This window comes from Acinetobacter sp. YH12201, from assembly GCF_013418145.1.
In the GTDB taxonomy this organism is placed as follows: domain Bacteria; phylum Pseudomonadota; class Gammaproteobacteria; order Pseudomonadales; family Moraxellaceae; genus Acinetobacter.
Window position 1 is genome coordinate 1 of record NZ_VPCP01000171.1, and the last position, 1,768, is coordinate 1,768.

The following is a 1,768-nucleotide window of genomic DNA, read 5'->3' on the forward strand; positions in this document are numbered from 1 at the left end:
TGGTGGGTCTGACAAGACTTGAACTTGTGACCCCACGCTTATCAAGCGTGTGCTCTAACCAACTGAGCTACAGACCCTCAGATACATCGTCATGAAGAACAACTTGTTGTGGATTCTTACCGATCGTCAATCTTTCGTTAAGGAGGTGATCCAGCCGCAGGTTCCCCTACGGCTACCTTGTTACGACTTCACCCCAGTCATCGGCCACACCGTGGTAAGCGTCCTCCTTACGGTTAGACTACCTACTTCTGGTGCAACAAACTCCCATGGTGTGACGGGCGGTGTGTACAAGGCCCGGGAACGTATTCACCGCGGCATTCTGATCCGCGATTACTAGCGATTCCGACTTCATGGAGTCGAGTTGCAGACTCCAATCCGGACTACGATCGGCTTTTTGAGATTAGCATCCTATCGCTAGGTAGCAACCCTTTGTACCGACCATTGTAGCACGTGTGTAGCCCTGGTCGTAAGGGCCATGATGACTTGACGTCGTCCCCGCCTTCCTCCAGTTTGTCACTGGCAGTATCCTTAAAGTTCCCGGCTTAACCCGCTGGCAAATAAGGAAAAGGGTTGCGCTCGTTGCGGGACTTAACCCAACATCTCACGACACGAGCTGACGACAGCCATGCAGCACCTGTATGTAAGTTCCCGAAGGCACCAATCCATCTCTGGAAAGTTCTTACTATGTCAAGACCAGGTAAGGTTCTTCGCGTTGCATCGAATTAAACCACATGCTCCACCGCTTGTGCGGGCCCCCGTCAATTCATTTGAGTTTTAGTCTTGCGACCGTACTCCCCAGGCGGTCTACTTATCGCGTTAGCTGCGCCACTAAAGCCTCAAAGGCCCCAACGGCTAGTAGACATCGTTTACGGCATGGACTACCAGGGTATCTAATCCTGTTTGCTCCCCATGCTTTCGTACCTCAGCGTCAGTATTAGGCCAGATGGCTGCCTTCGCCATCGGTATTCCTCCAGATCTCTACGCATTTCACCGCTACACCTGGAATTCTACCATCCTCTCCCATACTCTAGCTTCCCAGTATCGAATGCAATTCCTAAGTTAAGCTCAGGGATTTCACATCCGACTTAAAAAGCCGCCTACGCACGCTTTACGCCCAGTAAATCCGATTAACGCTCGCACCCTCTGTATTACCGCGGCTGCTGGCACAGAGTTAGCCGGTGCTTATTCTGCGAGTAACGTCCACTATCTCTAGGTATTAACTAGAGTAGCCTCCTCCTCGCTTAAAGTGCTTTACAACCAAAAGGCCTTCTTCACACACGCGGCATGGCTGGATCAGGGTTCCCCCCATTGTCCAATATTCCCCACTGCTGCCTCCCGTAGGAGTCTGGGCCGTGTCTCAGTCCCAGTGTGGCGGATCATCCTCTCAGACCCGCTACAGATCGTCGCCTTGGTAGGCCTTTACCCCACCAACTAGCTAATCCGACTTAGGCTCATCTATTAGCGCAAGGTCCGAAGATCCCCTGCTTTCCCCCGTAGGGCGTATGCGGTATTAGCATCCCTTTCGAGATGTTGTCCCCCACTAATAGGCAGATTCCTAAGCATTACTCACCCGTCCGCCGCTAAGTATTGGTGCAAGCACCAATACTCCGCTCGACTTGCATGTGTTAAGCCTGCCGCCAGCGTTCAATCTGAGCCATGATCAAACTCTTCAGTTTAAAATCAATAGTGCTTTATTCAAAACACCAAATCTGGCTCATCAATTTTCTGACAAATATTTCTCAAATAAACTTCGAGTAATTTCTACCAT

The 1,768-nt window shown here is 50.8% G+C and carries 1 tRNA gene and 1 rRNA gene; both read right to left on the reverse strand.

Annotated elements, in window-relative coordinates:
* A tRNA-Ile gene (locus FTU91_RS16320) sits at positions 1-77 on the reverse strand.
* 61 nt (positions 78-138) lie between these two features.
* Positions 139-1,676: ribosomal RNA gene (locus tag FTU91_RS16325) — 16S ribosomal RNA — on the reverse strand.
* Positions 1,677-1,768: the final 92 nt, after the last annotated feature.